General features: G+C 77.4%; 14 protein-coding genes and 1 pseudogene. 2 read left to right on the top strand and 13 right to left on the bottom strand.

Annotated elements, in window-relative coordinates; all coding sequences use genetic code 11:
- Positions 1 to 183 (bottom strand): annotated as a pseudogene (locus AB0L74_RS26875) (AMP-dependent synthetase); the annotation flags it as partial.
- A 155-nt stretch (positions 184 to 338) separates the two neighbouring features.
- Here AB0L74_RS26875 and AB0L74_RS26870 point away from each other — a divergent pair.
- Entirely contained in the window at positions 339 to 1,181 is an 843-nt protein-coding gene (locus AB0L74_RS26870; protein ID WP_365657516.1) for a LuxR C-terminal-related transcriptional regulator, read from the top strand.
- A 45-nt stretch (positions 1,182 to 1,226) separates the two neighbouring features.
- On the opposite strand, the gene AB0L74_RS26865 is transcribed toward AB0L74_RS26870, so the two are convergent.
- Complete coding sequence (locus tag AB0L74_RS26865) at positions 1,227 to 2,030, bottom strand: SAM-dependent methyltransferase (RefSeq protein WP_365657515.1); 804 nt, start codon at positions 2,028 to 2,030, stop codon at positions 1,227 to 1,229.
- 144 nt (positions 2,031 to 2,174) lie between these two features.
- Here AB0L74_RS26865 and AB0L74_RS26860 point away from each other — a divergent pair, with 144 nt between their 5' ends.
- On the top strand, positions 2,175 to 3,101 hold the full coding sequence (locus AB0L74_RS26860; protein WP_365657513.1) for a polysaccharide pyruvyl transferase family protein: 927 nt from the start codon (positions 2,175 to 2,177) through the stop codon (positions 3,099 to 3,101).
- 115 nt (positions 3,102 to 3,216) lie between these two features.
- On the opposite strand, the gene AB0L74_RS26855 is transcribed toward AB0L74_RS26860, so the two are convergent.
- From AB0L74_RS26855 to AB0L74_RS26805, 11 genes are read right to left on the bottom strand one after another with little or no spacing between them, the layout of a single operon-like run.
- Positions 3,217 to 4,113 carry a glycosyltransferase family 2 protein gene (locus AB0L74_RS26855; protein WP_365657511.1) on the bottom strand — a complete coding sequence of 299 codons (897 nt, stop codon included), beginning with the start codon at positions 4,111 to 4,113 and terminating at the stop codon, positions 3,217 to 3,219.
- On the bottom strand, positions 4,110 to 5,024 hold the full coding sequence (locus AB0L74_RS26850) for a glycosyltransferase (protein ID WP_365657508.1): 915 nt from the start codon (positions 5,022 to 5,024) through the stop codon (positions 4,110 to 4,112). Before AB0L74_RS26850 ends, AB0L74_RS26855 begins: the two co-directional genes overlap by 4 nt.
- A gap of 28 nt (positions 5,025 to 5,052) precedes the next feature.
- The gene (locus AB0L74_RS26845) at positions 5,053 to 6,069 is read right to left on the bottom strand and encodes a glycosyltransferase family 9 protein (protein WP_365657506.1); all 1,017 of its coding nucleotides are present in this window, start codon (positions 6,067 to 6,069) and stop codon (positions 5,053 to 5,055) included.
- Entirely contained in the window at positions 6,066 to 7,436 is a 1,371-nt protein-coding gene (gene rfaE2 / locus AB0L74_RS26840; RefSeq protein ID WP_365657504.1) for a D-glycero-beta-D-manno-heptose 1-phosphate adenylyltransferase, read from the bottom strand. Before rfaE2 ends, AB0L74_RS26845 begins: the two co-directional genes overlap by 4 nt.
- Positions 7,429 to 8,076: an SIS domain-containing protein gene (locus tag AB0L74_RS26835; protein ID WP_365657502.1), complete on the bottom strand. Its 648-nt coding sequence runs from the start codon at positions 8,074 to 8,076 to the stop codon at positions 7,429 to 7,431. The genes rfaE2 and AB0L74_RS26835 overlap by 8 nt, the downstream gene beginning before the upstream one ends.
- Positions 8,076 to 9,293, bottom strand: a complete 1,218-nt coding sequence (locus AB0L74_RS26830; RefSeq protein WP_365657500.1) for a glycosyltransferase — start codon at positions 9,291 to 9,293, stop codon at positions 8,076 to 8,078. The genes AB0L74_RS26835 and AB0L74_RS26830 overlap by 1 nt, the downstream gene beginning before the upstream one ends.
- Positions 9,290 to 10,240 (bottom strand): glycosyltransferase, encoded by a 951-nt coding sequence (locus AB0L74_RS26825; protein WP_365657498.1) that lies wholly within the window; start codon positions 10,238 to 10,240, stop codon positions 9,290 to 9,292. Before AB0L74_RS26825 ends, AB0L74_RS26830 begins: the two co-directional genes overlap by 4 nt.
- The gene (locus AB0L74_RS26820) at positions 10,237 to 11,280 is read right to left on the bottom strand and encodes a glycosyltransferase family 9 protein (protein WP_365657494.1); all 1,044 of its coding nucleotides are present in this window, start codon (positions 11,278 to 11,280) and stop codon (positions 10,237 to 10,239) included. The genes AB0L74_RS26825 and AB0L74_RS26820 overlap by 4 nt, the downstream gene beginning before the upstream one ends.
- Positions 11,277 to 11,858, bottom strand: coding sequence for an HAD family hydrolase (locus AB0L74_RS26815; protein WP_365657490.1), 582 nt, complete (start codon positions 11,856 to 11,858; stop codon positions 11,277 to 11,279). Before AB0L74_RS26815 ends, AB0L74_RS26820 begins: the two co-directional genes overlap by 4 nt.
- Positions 11,855 to 12,859 (bottom strand): glycosyltransferase, encoded by a 1,005-nt coding sequence (locus tag AB0L74_RS26810; RefSeq protein ID WP_365657487.1) that lies wholly within the window; start codon positions 12,857 to 12,859, stop codon positions 11,855 to 11,857. The genes AB0L74_RS26815 and AB0L74_RS26810 overlap by 4 nt, the downstream gene beginning before the upstream one ends.
- Positions 12,856 to 14,490 carry a carbamoyltransferase C-terminal domain-containing protein gene (locus AB0L74_RS26805; protein WP_365657484.1) on the bottom strand — a complete coding sequence of 545 codons (1,635 nt, stop codon included), beginning with the start codon at positions 14,488 to 14,490 and terminating at the stop codon, positions 12,856 to 12,858. The genes AB0L74_RS26810 and AB0L74_RS26805 overlap by 4 nt, the downstream gene beginning before the upstream one ends.
- Positions 14,491 to 14,608: the final 118 nt, after the last annotated feature.

Genomic DNA, 14,608 nt, shown 5'->3' with positions numbered 1-14,608 from the left:
CTCCTCCACCAGGTGCAGCGCGGTGCGGTCGTTGCCGTCCGCGATCACGTCGAACCAGTCCAGCGCCCAGTTGAAACGCTCCGGCCGGGGCCAGGCGAAACCCTCATAAGCGGTCGCGTAGTCCTCGCGGTGCTCCAGCAGGAAGTCCCGCGCCCTGCGGAAGGGCTCCGTCGCCGTCGTCATCTGTCCTCCTCGGTGCCGGACCATTGCCGGGCGGCTCTCCGCCATCGTGTAATCCGTGATGCGGGTCTCACTACCCCCGAACGGGGGTGTGCGCCGGAAAAGGCCCCCGAACGGGGAACCCGCCTCCGGCGAGCCGCATCGGAAAGGGCGAGTACGTGGCAGCAGACGCGGCCGACGCGGCGGAGATCCGCGGCGCACTGGTCAGGCTGCGGCGCGCCACCGGGCTTCCCGTCGTCTTCGGCGGGCTGATGGAGCCCGGCCGGCGGCGGGTGCGCATCAGCGAGCTCAGCGGCACCGCCACGGCCGCGCTCAGCTCCCTCGCCGTGACCTCCGGAAGCGGCCTGGGCGGCAAGGCGGTCGCGCTCGCCCGGCCGTGCGCCGTGACCGACTACTGCGCCGCCCGTCACATCAGCCACGAGTACGACGCCCCGGTCGCCGCCGAGGGGCTGCGCTCGGTGGTGGCGGTGCCCGTGGTCGTCCGGCGCCGGGTGCGCGGGGTGCTGTACGGGGCCCTGCGCGCGGCCCAGCCGCTGGGCGACCGCACGCTGAGCGCGGCCGTGGCGGCGGCGCGGGACGTGGAACAGGCGCTGCTGCTGCGGGAGGAGGCGCGCGAGCTGGTGGCGGCGGCCCGGCCGGGGCCCGTGCGGGAGGCCGCCCCGGGTGCGGCCCGGGAACAGGTCCGCCAGGCGCACGCGGCGCTGCGGGCACTGCTGCCGCGCGTCACGGACGCCTCCCTGCGGACCGAACTGCTCGATGTGTGCGCGGTGCTGGCGGGCGGGGCCGGGTCCGGGCCGGTGGGCGGTGTGCGCCTGGCTCCCCGCGAGGTCGACGTGCTGGCGTGCGTCGCCGAGGGGGCGACCAACGCGGCGGCCGCCGAACGGCTCGGGGTGCGCGCCGAGACGGTGAAGGCGTATCTGCGGTCCGCCATGCGGAAGCTGGGGGCACGCACCCGCGGGGAGGCCGTGGCGGTGGCGCGCCGGACGGGGTGGCTGCCGTGAGGAGCCGGCGTCCCGTGCCCGGAGCGCGCCCACGCCCCGCTCCCGTCAGGGCTTGCGGGCCACGCCGGAGACGGCGACGTCGGCCGCGGGCCGCGCCGCCTGGGCGGGGTCCGGGCGCCAGGCGGCGGTGGGCACCACCTTGGGCTCCACGAGGTCCAGTCCGTCGAAGAAGGAGGCGATCTCCTCGGGCCCGCGCAGGTGGTAGGTGTTGGCCGACTGGCTGTTGTAGATCTCGACGGCGCGGTTGAGCGCCTCGTTGGTGTTCGTGCCGTCGCTCAGCGCGAGGTAACTGCCCGACGGGAGTCCCGCGACCAGCCTGGCCACGAGCTCCGCGGGGCGTTCGGCGTCGGCGATCTGGCCCATGATCCCCAGCATGGTCAGGGCGACCGGCCGGCTGAAGTCCAGTGTCTTCGCCGCCTCGGCCAGGATGCGCTCGGGGTCGCGGACATCGGCGTCGATGTAGGCGCAGGCCCCCTCGGGGGTGCTGGTCAGCAGGGCCTGCGCGTGGGTCAGCACGAGAGGGTCGTTGTCGACGTAGACGATGCGGCTCTCCGGCGCGATGCGCTGGGCCAGCTCGTGCGTGTTGTCCGCGGTGGGCAGTCCGGTGCCGATGTCGAGGAACTGGCGGATGCCGGCCTCCCCCGCCAGGAAGCGCACGGCGCGCGCCAGGAACTCCCGCTGGAGCCGGGCGACGGCCGCGAATTCCGGGAACGTCGAGAGGATGACGTCGCCGGCCTCGCTGTCGACGGGGTAGTTGTCCTTGCCGCCCAGCAGGTAGTTCCAGACCCGGGCGGAGTGCGGGCGGTCGGTCCGCAGCCGCTCCCTGACTTCGTCACTCACATGGTTCATGGGCATAGCCTCACACAAAGTGAATGGCGATGGAGACCAACTTCGTTGCCCGAGGCAGCGTTTCACCGTTCGGGCGATCGTGCGGGCGGTGGCTCGGGTGAGGGGCGGGGCCCCGGTGATTGGTCCCCGGCCGGGAGGGCACTCATGGGCACTGTGCGCGGACGGCGAAGGATTGTGGTGACCGGGTGGTTCAGCTTCCTGGACGGGGAGGCGACCGCCGGGGACGTGCTGGCGCTGCACCGGGTGGAGGAGGTGCTGCGCGGCGCGGGCGCGGCCTACGACGTGGTGTGGAGTCCGGGGTTCCGGGCCGGGGGGCCGCACTTCGAGGATCTGGACCCGGCGGCGTACGCGCAGCTGGTGTTCGTGTGCGGCCCCGTGCACGGCCGGCAGGTCGAGGAGCTGCACCGGCGGTTCGCGCACTGTGTGCGCGTCGCCGTCGGGGTCTCCGTCGTCGATGCCGGGTCCCCCGCCGTCACCGGCTTCGACCGCGTACTCGTCCGCGACGCCCCCGGCGCCGAGCCGACCGCCGATCTCGCGGCCCGCGCCCCCGCCCTGCCCGCCCGGCCCGTCGCCGGGGTGATCCTCACGCACGGGCAGCACGAGTACGGGCGCCGGCGCCGGCACGGGCGGGTCGCCGCCGCGGTGACGCGGTGGCTGGCCGGGAAGGACTGCGCGCGGCTGGAGCTGGAGACGCGGCTCGACGCGCACGACTGGCGGCTGTGCGCGACGCCCGCGCAGCTCCAGGCGGTGCTCGCCCGGCTGGACGTCGTCGTCACCGACCGGCTGCACGGCCTGGTGCTGGCGCTGCGGGCGGGCACACCGGCCCTCGCGGTCGATCCCGTCGAGGGCGGCGCGAAGGTGACCGCCCAGGCCCGCGCCTGCGGCTGGCCCGCGCTGCTGGCGGCCGAGGAGCTGGATGCGGCCGGGCTGGAGCGCTGGTGGGGCTGGTGTCTGGGCGAGGGGCGCGAGCGGGCCCGGCGGATCGCGGAGGGCTTCCGGACGGGCCCCCGCCCCGACAGCGCGGACGGACTGGCCGAGGCGCTGGGGCTGGAGCCGCGGCCCGCCGGATGACGTGACCGGTCCGGCCGCCGGCGTGCCGGTCGGCGCGGGGCGGTACGCGCCGGTTGGCACGGGGCGGCCGCGGTAACCCGGCGTTCGGTCCGGCCACCGCCACCGCGGCGCGGGGTCACCCCGTGTAGCTGCGGGCCTCGGAGGCGCGCTGGGCCGGTTCCAGCAGCCGCAGCCGGGCCTCGACCTGCGGCGGCAGCACCCGGCGTTCCCGCAGCACCCAGGGCAGCGCGGCCGCCGCCTCGGCGAAGGCGCGCAGGGAGGCGGTGTCGCGGGGCACCGTGCGGGCCAGGAACAGGGTGCGGCGCAGCGCGGTCCGGGCGGGGCGGCGGAGCCAGGTGAACCACAGGGTGTTGCGGATGCCGTGAGTGCGGCGCAGCGTGGCGTCCCGGACCACGGACGCCTGGTGATGGATGGTCAGGTGGTCGGCGTACGTCAGCCACCAGCCGTTCGCGGCTAGGTCGGCGGCGAGCAGCTCCTCCTCGCCGCCGAGCCACAGCCGGGGGTGGAAGCCGCCCGCGGCGCGGAAGGCGCCGGTGCGCAGCACGGTCGCGGCGGCGAGGAACGAGCCGAGGGCCGGGCCGGGCAGCCACTCGGGTCCCGGGACCGGCGAATCGCGCAGCTCCTTGACGATCGGGTCCTCGGTGCCGCCCGGTTCGACGACGATCCGCGCCGTGACCGCGCCCAGCGCGGGGTGCCGGTCGAGCAGGTCGGCGGCGCCGGACAGCGAGCCGGGCGCCCACCAGGAGTCGTCGTCGCAGAAGGCGACGTAGGGGGTGCGGACGTGGCGGACGGCCAGGTTGCGGCCGACCGCGCCGAGGTTGCGGCCGGGGCGCAGCAGCCGCACCTGGGGGTGGTGGCGGGCGACGGCGGGGGACGTGCCGTCGGTGGAGCCGTTGTCGGTGACGATGACCGCCGGCCGCTCCGGCAGTTCGGCGAGGCGGTCGAGGGTGCGCAGCAGTTCGGGGCGCCGGTTGTGGGTGATGACGACGACGGTGGTGCGCGGGTCGCTCATGAGGGCGTGCCCTCCAGGCGGCGGGCGGCCCGTTCCACGTGCGGCGGCAGCGGCCTGCGGTCGCGCAGGGCGGCGGGCAGGCGGCGGAGCGCCTCGCGCAGGGCGCGCCGGGCGTGCGGGTCGTGGCGGGCCTCGGCGGCCAGGTCGCGGGTGCGGGCGAGCGCGTACGGCAGGGGGCGGCGCAGCCAGGCGGTGAGGAGTTCGTTGCGGCGGACCACGGCGGGGCGCCCGGTGCGGGGGCCGGGGTCCGGGTGGTGGTGGGCGACCACGTCGGGGCAGTGGGTGACGCCCCAGCCGCGGGCGGCCAGGTCGTAGGCGAGCAGGGTCTCCTCGGCGCCGAAGAACAGCAGGGGGTGGTAGCCGCCCGCGTCGAGGTAGGCGGTGCGGCGGGCGACGGCGGCGCAGCCGAGGAAGCCGAGGACCTGGGTGCCGGGCAGGTCGGTGGCGGGGCCGAGGGGGGAGGCGGCGAGGACGTCGTTGAGGGGGTCGGGGGCGTCGGCGGGGCCGACGAGGGTGCGGGCGGAGACCAGGCCGAGCCGCGGATGCTCGTCGAAGAGGCGGGCGGCCGTGCTGAGGGCGCCGGGCGCCCACCAGGAGTCGTCGTCGCTGAAGGCCACGTAGGGGGTGTCCAGGGCGCGGACGCCCTGGGTGCGGGCCAGGGCGCCGCGGTTGTACGGCAGCGCGAGGACCCGTACCCGGGGGAAGTCGCGGGCGAGCATCGCGCGGGTGCCGTCGGTGGAGGCGTTGTCCGCCACGACGATCTCGGGCCGCTCCGGCAGGGCGAGCAGGTGGCGCAGGGTGACGGCGAGACTGGCGGAGCGGTCGCGGGTGGCGATGACGATGCCGACGGGGGCGCGGCGCGTGGCGTCGGCGGACGCCCGTTCGCGGGTGGCTGACAGTCCGTTGCTCATGGTGCCTCGGCAGGGATGGGGGGCGGGCTCAGACGGGCGGGGCGGCGAGGCCGCCCGGGGGCCGCGGCGCGTCTGGTGCGTCGGGGGCTGCGAGTGCTTCGAGTGCGTCGAGTACTTCGCCGGCGGTGATGGTCAGCAGTGCGGGGTCGGGCTCGCGGCCGTGCGGGTCGCCGTCCGGGCCCGGGTGCCACAAGGCGCGGTGGCGGGGGTGCGCGGGCGGGCCCCAGCGGCGGGGCGGGACGGGGCCGAAGAGGGTGACGGACGGGGCGGCGTGGGCGACGGCCAGGTGGGCGATGCCGGTGTCGCCGCTGACCACGGCGCGGGCGCCGGCGACGAGCGCGGACAGCTTGCCGTAGGGCAGGCCGCCGGCGAAGACGTCGGTGTCGGGCAGGCCGGCCAGCTTGGCGAGCCGGGCCACGAGGTCCCCCTCGTCCGCTCCCCCGGTGACCACGACCCGCAGGCCCCGCCCGCGCAGCGCCTCGGCGACGGCGGCGTACCGTTCGACGGGCCAGCGGCGGGAGGGGGCGCCCGCGCCGGGGTGCAGGACGACGGCCCCGGGGGCCGGGGACGGGCCGGGCGGGCGGGGCAGCAGCAGGTCGGCGGGGTCGGCGTCGATGCCGTACCACGTCAGCAGCCGGCACCAGCGGTCCCGTTCGTGTTCCTCGGCGTACCAGGGCGGGCCGTCGATACCGGGGGTGCCGGGGTGTGCGAACGCGAGCAGCCTGCGCGGACGCAGGCGCAGCAGGAGGCGGTGGCTGGGCGGGCCGTTGCCGTGCAGGTCGACGGCGACGTCCGGGGGCGGTCCGGTCCAGTCCAGGGTGCGGGGCACGGCCCGGCCGGGCGCGGCGGCGGGCAGCAGCCGGTCCACGGCCCCGGTCGCCGCCGCGGCCGGCGCCAGCTCCCCGGGGGCGGCCAGCACCAGCTCGTGGTCCGGGTGGGCGCGGCGCAGCGCGCGCAGCGCGGGGACGCCGGCGAGCAGGTCGCCGAGGCCGAGGGCGCGCAGGACCAGCAGCCGGGGGGCGCGGGGCGCGGGGGCCTCGGTCATCGCACCCCCTCCGCCGCCCGCGCCATCAGCGCCGTGGAGGAGCGGCCGTCCAGGTACGGCAGGAGGACCGCCTGGCCGCCCCACTCCTGGAGCAGCGCCGCCTCGGGCAGTTCGGCGCCCGCGTAGTCGCCGCCCTTGACCCACACGGCGGGGCGCAGGTCGGCCAGGAGGCGTTCGGGGGTGTCCTCGTCGAAGACGGCGACGGCGTCGACGCAGGCCAGGGCGCGCAGCACCCGGATCCGGTCGGCGAGCGGGTTGACGGGGCGGCCCTCGCCCTTGCGGCGCCGCACGGAGGCGTCGGAGTTGACGCACACCACCAGGCAGTCGCCGAGCCGCCGGGCGGCCTGGAGCAGGCCGACGTGCCCGGCGTGCAGCAGGTCGAAGCAGCCGCCGGCGGCGACCACGGTGCCGTGCTGGGCGCGGACGCGGGCGGCGAGGGCGTACGGGTCGTCCCCGTCGGGCGGCGGCGCGGGCGCGGGCCGGGCGTCGGGGCGGGGGACGGCGCCCGCGCCGCCGGCGGCGACGAAGGCGGAGGCGGCGGCGACGGCGCCCTCGACGGCCTCCCCCACCAGCGCGCCGTCGGCGAGCAGTCCGGCGGCCGTCGCGGCGAACCGGTCGCCGGCGCCGCAGGAGTCGCCGTGGTGGACGGCGGGCGCGGGGACCAGCAGCGGGTGCTCGCCGTAGGAGAGCAGGGCACCCCGGGAGCCGAGGGTGACCGCGACGGCGGCGGCCCGCCAGTCGCGCACCAGGGCCGCGGCGTTGCGCGCGGCGGCGCGCAGGGTGCCCGGAGGGCCGCCGTCCCGCGGGGCGAAGCCGTGGGCCTCCTTCTCGGCGGGGGTGACCAGGCGGGTGCCGGGGACCGGCGGGCCGCCGCGCGGATGCGGGTCCCACACCAGCGGGGGGCGCTCGGCGAGGACGTCGCGCAGGGCGTCGGCGGCGCCGCGGCCGTAGTCGGAGACGAGGACGGCCGGGGCGGCGCGGACGGCGGCGCGGGCGGCGTCGGTGGCTTCGCGGACGTGCCCGCCGCCCCGGTCGAGGCGGACGACGGGCCGGTCCTGGGCCAGGACGCGGGTCTTCTCGGACAGGGGTTCGGTCAGCGGCAGCGGGACCAGCGTCAGCCAGGGCTCCAGCAGGTCGCGCAGTTCGCGGCTGGCGTCGTCGTCGCCCGTCCCGGCGACGAGGGTGACCTCGCGGCCGTCGCGGGCGGCGAGGTACGCGGCGAGCGCCGCCCCGCCCGGCCGGACGCGTTCGGCGCACTCGGCGACGACCGGCACGGGCGCGTCGGGCGCGAGCCGGTCGGCCGAGCCGCTCAGGTCGCGGTCGAGCAGGGCGTCGCCGACCACGAGCAGCGGGGTCTTGTCAGCCATGCGTCCGGTCACCTCCGTGGCCGTCCCGCGCCTCACCCCCGCGGCCGCCCCGCGCGGCCCCGGCGGCGCCGCGTTCCAGCGCCGCGTCGAAGGCCGCGCAGACCATGTGCACCGCCACCAGGTGGATCTCCTGGACGGTGGCGGTGGCGGGCGCCTCCACGCACAGGGACTCGTCGCTGCCGGCCATCAGCGGGTTGGGGGCCGGTCCGGTCAGCGCCCACACCCGTACGCCGGCCGCGCGCGCGGCGTCGGCGGCGGAGAGCAGGTTGGCGCTGGCGCCGGAGGTGGACAGCAGCATCAGGACGTCGCCGGGGCGGCCGTGGGCGCGGACCTGGCGGGCGAACACCTCGTCGACGCCGTAGTCGTTGGCGATGGCGGTGGTGGAGGAGGTGTCGGCGTGCAGGGCGATCGCGGAGAACGGCGGCCGGTCGTCGCGGTAGCGGCCGACGATCTCGGCGGTCAGGTGCTGGGCCTGGGCGGCGCTGCCGCCGTTGCCGGCGGCCAGCAGCCGACCGCCGCCGGACAGGACGGCGGCCAGCCGCGCGCCCCACCGTTCGGTGATGTGCGCCGAGGCGCGGAATCCGGTCAGCGCGTCCTGGAGTTCGTCGCAGTGGCCGGTGATCGGCGGGTGCACGGTCATCACGCCACCTCCTTCGACAGTGCGTGGTCGGCCAGCGTCTGCCGGTACACCTGCTCTGCGCCGTCGGCGACGCGCCGCCAGGTGTAGTGGGCCAGGACGCGTTCGCGGCCGGCCGTGCCGTACCGGCGGCGCAGCCCTTCGTCGGCGAGGAGCGCGCGGGCGGCGTCCGCGATCGCCCCGGGGTCCCGCGGGGCCACGAGCCGTCCCGTGACGCCGTCGGCGACGGAGTCGCGGTGGCCGCCGACATCGGTGGCGAGGACGGGCACGCCGCACGCCATGGCCTCCAGCGGCACGATGCCGAAGGGCTCGTAGACGGGGGTGCACAGCACCAGGTCGGCGCTGCGGATGAGGGCGGGCATGTCGTGCGGGTCGACCGCGCCGAGCAGCCGCACCCGGTCGGCGACGCCGGTGTCCTCGGCGGTCCGCAGCAGGCGGCGGGCCTCCGGGTCGGCGTCGATCGCGCCGCCGGGCGGGCCTCCGGCGACGACGAGTTCGGCGCCGGGGACGCGGGCGAGGGCGCGGATGGCCTGGTCGTATCCCTTGCGGGGGACGAGCCGGCCGCAGGACAGCAGCCGGTGGCGCAGTCTGCGCGGGGGCGCGCCGCCGGTGTCCGCGCCGGGGCGGAAGTGTCCGGCGTCCACGCCGCACGGCACCACGGAGACCTGCCGGGCCGGCACGCCCATGGCGGCGAGTTCCCGCACCTCGTCGGTGCAGGTCGCCAGGACGCGTGCGCAGCCGCGGCCGAGCTGCCGTTCGATGCCGGTCCGCTCGGGCGGGCTGGTGTCCGCGGCGCCCTGGTGGCGCCGCTTGACGGTGCCCAGGGCGTGGAAGGTCTGTACGACGGGGACGCCGTGCGGGCGGGCGCCGGTGGCGGCGGCCATGCCGGACATCCAGAAGTGGGCGTGCACCACGTCGGGCCGCTCCCGCGCCCAGGCGCGCGCCAGGTGGGCGCCGAAGGCGGGCATGTGCGGGAAAAGGTCGTCCTTGGGGACGGCCTCGGGCGGCCCGGCCGGGACGTGCTCGACCACGGCTCCGCCGGGCAGGGGCACCCGGTCGGGCAGGCCGGCCGCGTCCCGGCGGGTGTACACCGTGACGTCGTAACCGCGCCTGGCCAGTTCCTCGGTCAGGCGGGCCACGTAGACGTTCTGGCCGCCGGCGTCGACGCCGCCGAGCGCGGCGAGCGGGCTGGCGTGCTCGGACACCATGGCGATCCTCATCGGGTCACCTCCTTCAGCAGCCGCTCCCAGTCGTCCAGGAAGCGGGACACCCCGTAGCGGGCGAGGGCCGCCGCACGCGCCGCCTCGCCGACCTCGCGCGCGTGCGCCGGATCGGCCAGGAAGTCCCGTACGGCGTCGGTCAGTACGTCGACGCGGTGGGAGACCACTCCGGCGCCGGGCGGCACCGCCTCGGTCACCTCGGTGGTGGCGAGGGCGACGACGGGCATGCCCAGGTGCATGGCCTCCAGCAGGGACAGGCCGAGGGAGGTCCAGCGGACGGGGTGGACGTAGACGCGGCGCCGGGCGAGCTCGGTGTGCAGCTCGCCCTGGGGCAGGTCGAGGGTGCGGCAGCGGCCGGCGGGGATGCCGAGGTGAGCGGCGAGGCCCTCGGTGCGCATGCCGAACACGTCGAGGGGGGCGGCGCGGGAGAACTCCGGCAGCAGGTCGGTGCCGGTGGTCCGGCCCCGCCGGATCGGCTCGTTGACGACGACGGCGGCGCGCTCCAGCTCGCCGGTCCAGCGCGGGCCGGGGTCGATGATGCCGTGTTCGATGACGGTGGCGGGGGTGGCGCCGCCGTCCCACATCAGGCGGTTGAAGTGGGTGACGTGGACGAGGGTGACGCCGGGGATGCCGGCGGCGGGGTGGCGGGTGTCGGGCACGTCGCCGTCGGGGGCGTTGTGCTCCAGGTAGACCAGCGGCGGGCGGCGGCCCAGCCAGCGGTCGACGAGACCGAGTTCGTGCGGGCGCTGGAGGACGACGACGTCGACCTCCTCGTCGCGCAGCCGCTCCGGCGGTACCTCGATCACCGACTCGGGCCAGTCCCAGGTGCGGGCGCGGCCCAGTCCGTCGGGTCCCCGGTCGGGGGTGACCGGCACGAGGTAGGTGTGCGGGCCCTGGACGAAGGCCGTGGTCCACGACCCGTGCACGTGCCAGATGAGGATCCTCATGTCTCCCCCAGGAGCTTGTCGACGGCGGCGGCCACGTCGGTGCCGGTGACCGAGTTCAGGCACGGGTGGCCGGGGACGGGGCACTCCCGGGCGCGGCTGTCCGCGCAGGGGGCGTCCTGGTCGCCGAGCAGCACGTACGGCACGCCGTACGGCCGCCAGCGCTCGGCCGGCACCACCGGAGCGAACAGGGAGACGACGGGGGTGCCGACGGCGGCGGCCAGGTGGGCGGGGGCGGTGTTGCCGGTGACGACGGCGGCGGCGCCGGCGAGGACCCCGGCCAGTTCCGGGGCCTTGGTCCGGCCGCCGAGGTCGAGGGCGTGCTCCCCGGCCACGCGGGCGGTCAGGTCCCGTTCGCCGGGGCCGCCGGTGACGACGACCCGGTGCCCGGCGGCGGTGAGTTCCCGCACCGCCTCGGCGCAGCGCTCGGGGCTCCAGGCGCGGGCCGGGACGCTGGCGCCGGGGTGCAGGACGACGTACGGGCCGGGTCCGGTCAGCCCGGTGGTGGCGGGCGGCTCCAGGACGCGCAGCCGTCCGTCGTCCGGGCGGGGGAAGCCGGCCGCCTCGGCGAGCGCGAGGGCCGCCTCGGCCTCGTGGGCGTGCGGGGCGCGCCGGTGGCGCAGGTCCAGCAGGGAGCCGGGGTAGTCGACGCTGTCCGCGGCGAGGTAGCCGACGCCGGCCAGGCGCAGGAGCAGGGCGGTGGGCAGCGGGGACTGGTGGAAGGAGGTCAGGATCAGGCCCGTGTCCGCGTCGATGCGGTCGGCCAGCGCGTCGATCTCGGCGCGGTCGACGGCGGGCGGGTCGAAGCCGCCCCAGGGGGCGTCCCACACCAGCACCTCGTCCACGCCGGGCAGCAGCCGGGCGGCGGGCGCGCCGCGCGGCCCGCACAGCAGGGTGACGTGTGCGGCGCGGGCGGCGACGGCGCGGATCGCGGGCCCGGCGAGCAGGACGTCCCCGAAGCTGTCGAGCCGGGTGACGACGGCTCTCCGCACGGCTCCGGCCTGCCGCCCGGGCTCCGCTCGCCTCGCGGCGTCGGTTCTCATCGCGGCCTCCAGGCCCGCTTCAGGGGGCGTTCGTCCGCCACGACGCGGCCCGCGGGCGGCCGTCCGCCGAGCACCGCGCGTACGGCGGTCAGCAGGTCCGTCGCGACGTGCGCGGCGGTCGCCGTCTCCTCCGGGCGGGTCCGCTCGTTCGGGACGAGGATGCCGTGGGCGCCGGCCCGGCGGGCGGCCTCCACGTCGGCGCCTATGTCGCCGACGACGACGCAGTCGGCCGGGTCGGCGCGGATCCGCCCGGCCGCCCAGAGCACCAGGCCGGGCTCCGGTTTGCGGCAGCGGCAGCCGTCGTCGGGTCCGTGCGGGCACACCGCCCACACGTCGAACGGGCCGAGCAGGTCGTCGACGCGCCGGTTGACGGCGCGGACGGCGGCGTCGGTGAGCAGGCCGCGGGCGACGCCGGACTGGTTGGTGACGACGCCGGTGCGGATGCCGCGTCCGCGCAGCAGGGCGAGCGCCTCGCGGGCGCCGTCGACGGGCTTCACCCGGCCGGGGTCGCCGTTGTAGGGGACGTCGTGGACGAGGGTGCCGTCGCGGTCGAACAGGACGGCCTTGACCGGGCTCATGCGGCCACCTCCTGCCAGGCGGGGGCGTTCCGGTGCCGCCACGCCCCGCTCAGCCGGTGCCAGGTCGCGGCCGGCGGGATGAGGGCGCTGGTGACGAGCATGGTCGTCACCTCGTACCGGGTGCGGGGTCCGGGGGCGATGCGGGCCCAGGCGAACTCGGCGGTGCCGGCCACCCAGCCGAGCCCGGCGAGCGCGGCGGCGCGCGGGCGGCCGGCCGCGGCCAGGGCGAGCGCGGCAGCCGCGGCGGCGGTGACGGCGGCGTGCCGGCGGATGCGGCCGCGGGGGGCCACCGCCTTCTCCCACCAGTCGGGGCCGTGCAGGCGCCGCATCAGGGCGTCGTCGGCGTTGCCGCGCTGCTGGGCGAGGGAGACCCAGCGGGAGGCGGGGCGCACCGGGTGCCGGGTGGTGCGGCGGCCCTGCCGGATGCGCCAGCCGGCGCTAAGGACGCGCAGGGCGAGGTCGGCGTCCTCGCGGAAGGCGCGGGTGAAGCGTTCGTCGAAGCCGCCGACCTGCTTGAGCGCCTCGGTGCGGTAGGCCATGTCGGCGGTGATCCAGCGGGCCCGCGCCAGGGCGGCGGTGCCGCGTTCCCAGTCGGTGGGGCGGCGCTCGCCGGGCAGCGGGACGGCGATCACGCCCTGCACGGCCCCGGTGTCGGGGGCGGCCTCGGTGAGGTCCTGGACGAGCTGGTCGCACCAGTGGGGGCCGACCTGGACGTCGTCGTCGAGGAAGGCGGTCCACGGCGCGGTGACCGCGCGCAGGCCGGTGTTGCGGGCGGCGGCCGGTCCGCGCCCGCCGCTGTGCAGCACCACCGTGCGGGCGCGCAGGTCGCCGAGGACGCTGAGCGGATACTCCAGCGCGCCCGCCTCGGCCTCCGGCCCGGGCCGGTCGTCGACCAGGACGATCTGCTCGGGGCGCGGCCCCGTCGCGGCGGCGAGCGCGGCCAGGCAGTCGGCGAGCGTGTCGCGCGCGAGGGTGGGGATCACGACGGCGTACGGGGTCATGCGAACGCCTTCCCGCGGCGGATAGCGAACGGCCCGAGCGCCAGCAGGTCCACGGGGGCGGACCCGAAGCACTCCAGGGCGTCGCGCGGGTCGTCGACCATGGGCCGGCCGGCGGTGTTGAGGCTGGTGTTGACGACGACGGGCAGTCCGGTGCGCCGCTCGAAGGCGCCCAGCATGCGGGCGACGAGCGGTTCGCGGCGCTCCTCGACGGTCTGGATGCGGGCCGTGCCGTCGACGTGGACGACGGCCGGGAGGCGGTCCCGCCAGGCGGCGGCGACGTCGTGCACGAAGAGCATGTACGGGCTCGGGAGCGGCCCGTCGAAGATCTCGGCGGCGCGGTCGGCCAGGACCATCGGGGCGACCGGCCGGAACTCCTCGCGGCCCTTGACGCGGTTGAGGCGTTCCAGGTTCTCCGCGCGGCCCGGGTGGGCCAGCAGGGAGCGGTGCCCGAGGGCGCGCGGCCCGTACTCGCTGCGGCCCTGGAACCAGGCGACGATGCCGTCCCGGGCCAGTTCCTCGGCGACGGTCTCGGCGATGTCGTCCGGTTCCTCGTACGGGACGGCGGCCGTCTCCAGCCAGGCGCGCAGTTCCTCGTCGTTCCAGCCGCGGCCGAGGTCGGCGCCGGGCAGGGGCAGCGGGGGGCCGTCCTGCGCGGCCAGGTGCAGGGCGCCGCCGAGGGCGGTGCCGGCGTCGCCGGCGGCGGGCTGCACCCACACGTGCCGGTACGGGCCCTGCCTGGCGATCGCGGAGTTGGCGACGCAGTTGAGGGCGACGCCGCCCGCCATGGTGAGCGCCTCGCCGCCGGCCTCGCGGTGCAGCCAGTGGACGAGGTCCAGCAGCGTCTCCTCCAGGACGGCCTGGGCGCTGGCGGCGAGGTCGGCGTGGTCCCGCGTCCAGTCCTCGCCCTTGGCGCGGGCGGGGGCGAACGCGGCCCAGTCGACGCCGTGGGCGTGGAAGCCCCCGTCGCCGGTGGCGTGGACGTGCTCGCGCAGCTTCTCCAGGAAGCGGGGCTCGCCGTAGGAGGCGAGGGCCATCACCTTGAACTCGTCGCTGCTGCGCAGGAAGCCGAGGTGTGCGGTCAGCTCCTCGTAGACCAGGCCCAGGGAGTGCGGCAGCGCCTGGGTGAACAGGGTGTCGAGCTTGCCGTCGCGGTAGCGGCCGGCGAGGTGGGAGGCGCATTCGCCGCGGCCGTCCAGGACGAGGACGTCGTTGTCGGGGTGCGGGGAGGCGGGGCCCGCGGAGGCGGCGTGCGCCACGTGGTGCGGGACGAAGACGACCTGTTCGGGGTCGAGCCCGGGCAGCGCCTCGGCGAGGAACTCGGGGGCGCGGCGGGCGTACTCCAGGCGCAGCGGGTCCCAGGGGTCGTCCAGGCCCATGTCGCGGGCGGGCCGGGCGAGCCCGGGGTCGAAGGAGTAGGCGACGGCGTCCAGCTCCCCGGGCCGTATCCCGGCGTGCTCCAGGCACCAGCGCGCCGACAGCTCCGGTACCTCCCAGGCGGAGAAGGGCACCGGCCGCTTGCCGTGCTTGCGGCGGCTGAAGCGCTCCTCCTCGGCGGCGGCAACGGTCCCGCCGTCGACGACGAGGGCGGCGGCCGGGTCGTGGAACAGGGCGTTGATACCAAGGATGCGCATGGGCGGTGCTCCGTCCCGGACGGCGGGGTCTTGCGGGGGCTCCGGCGGTGTTCCGGTGGCTTCTGTGGGTCCTGTGGCTGCTGTGCCGGGTGATGCCTCTAGGCTCGCGGGTGCCGCG

This window comes from Streptomyces sp. NPDC052020 (assembly GCF_040680575.1).
Classification (GTDB): domain Bacteria; phylum Actinomycetota; class Actinomycetes; order Streptomycetales; family Streptomycetaceae; genus Streptomyces.
The sequence above is the reverse complement of the archived record's forward strand: the minus strand, read 5'-3'. Positions and strand labels throughout refer to the sequence as shown.